Annotated in this window: 1 protein-coding gene; it reads left to right on the plus strand. The window is 65.5% G+C overall.

The window, feature by feature from the left end; translation table 11 throughout:
• Positions 1-56: 56 nt before the first annotated feature.
• On the plus strand, positions 57-1,379 hold the full coding sequence (locus tag ACOVRJ_RS01665) for an IS1182 family transposase (protein ID WP_422042174.1): 1,323 nt from the start codon (positions 57-59) through the stop codon (positions 1,377-1,379).
• Positions 1,380-1,537 lie beyond the last annotated feature (158 nt).

Consider the following 1,537-nt stretch of genomic DNA (forward strand, 5'->3'; position numbering starts at 1 on the left):
CTAGGAGCCTGCGCGGCAGAGCCCAACGCGGTGTTTGATTGCGCGACACTTGGGACATGACGACTTCGTACCTGCCCTACCAGCCCAACCAAGCCCACCTTCTGCCTGTGTCAGCGGCGGACTGGCTTCCCGAGGGTCATCTGGCGTACTTCATTGCCGACACCGTGGAGGCGCTTGATCTCTCGGCGTTTCATGCGCGCTACGCCAAGGGTGGCCCGCGGAACCAGCCGTTCCATCCGCAGATGATGGTGAAGGTGCTGCTGTACGGCTATGCGACGGGCGTGTTCTCGTCGCGCAAGCTCGCCAAGCGCCTGCACGATGACGTCGCCTTCCGCGTTCTTTCGGCCGGCAATTTTCCCGCGCATCGGACGCTGAGCGACTTTCGTGCGCTGCACTTGGCGGAGCTGTCCGCGTTGTTCGTACAGGTGGTGAAGCTGGCACGCGAGTGTGGCCTGGTGAAGCTGGGCACGATCGCGATCGACGGGACCAAGGTGAAGGCCAACGCCTCGCGCCACAAGGCGATGAGCTACGCGCGGATCGTGCAGGCCGAGGCGGAGCTGAAGCAGCAGATTGCGGACCTGCTGGAGCGTGCCCGTGCGGCGGACCTTGCGGAAGCGAACGCGCCTGAGCAAGACCTGCCCGCCGAGATTGCGCGTCGCGAGCAGCGTCTTGCCGCAATTGAAGCGGCGAAAGCGCGGCTGGAAGCGCAGCAACGCGAGGCCGACACGGCACGCGGACGTCACGATGGCGATGAGCGCAAGCCCCGCCATCCGGACGGAACGCCCAAACGCGGCAAGCCCTTCAAGCGCGACTTCGGCGTACCGGAAGACGCAGCCCAGACCAGCTTCACCGACCCGGAGAGTCGGATCATGAAGCAGAGCAACGGCGGCTTCGAGCACAGCTACAACGCACAGACCGCGGTCGATGCGGAGCGCCAGATCATCATCGCGGCGGAGCTGACCGCGTGCGCTGCCGACAGTGGTGAACTGCCGCCGATGGTGGAGGCGGTGGAACGCACGGTGGGCGCGTTGCCGCAGACGGTTCTGGCGGATGCGGGATATCGCAGCGAAGCAGCGCTCGCGGCGATGGCGGAGACACCGTTGGAGGTCATCGTGGCACTGGGCCGCGAAGGCCGGGAGCAGGCGCAGGTGGATGCCGGGAAGTACCCGCACACCGCGCAGATGGCAGAACGGCTGAAGAGTCAGGAAAGCCAAGCGGCCTACCGCCGCCGCAAGGCCATCGTCGAAGCGCCGAACGGCTGGATCAAATCGGTGCTCGGGTTCCGCCAGTTCAGCCTGCGTGGTTTGGAGAAGGTGCGAGCTGAATGGAGGCTGGTGTGCTTGGCGATGAATCTGCGACGGATGGCGGCTTGGGCATGAGCGAAGGGCAGGCCCAGAGCCTGCAGCCAGCGCCACACCCTCCAACGCGATTCATCGCGCTCTGCACTCAAGACCCGCCCGTGCATCGAGCTGCATGCCAGTCGATCAGCAACGGGGCCTTCAACACCTGTCTCCGCTACGCCGATTCCTCTGCCGCG

The sequence above is a fragment of the Roseateles sp. genome (genome assembly GCF_049240545.1).
Lineage (GTDB): Bacteria > Pseudomonadota > Gammaproteobacteria > Burkholderiales > Burkholderiaceae_C > Paucibacter_A.

What these genes read in the sequence shown, in the direction of transcription:
- ACOVRJ_RS01665 (WP_422042174.1), top strand. Translation starts at nt 57, where the DNA reads ATGACGACTTCGTACCTGCCCTACCAGCCCAACCAAGCCCACCTTCTG.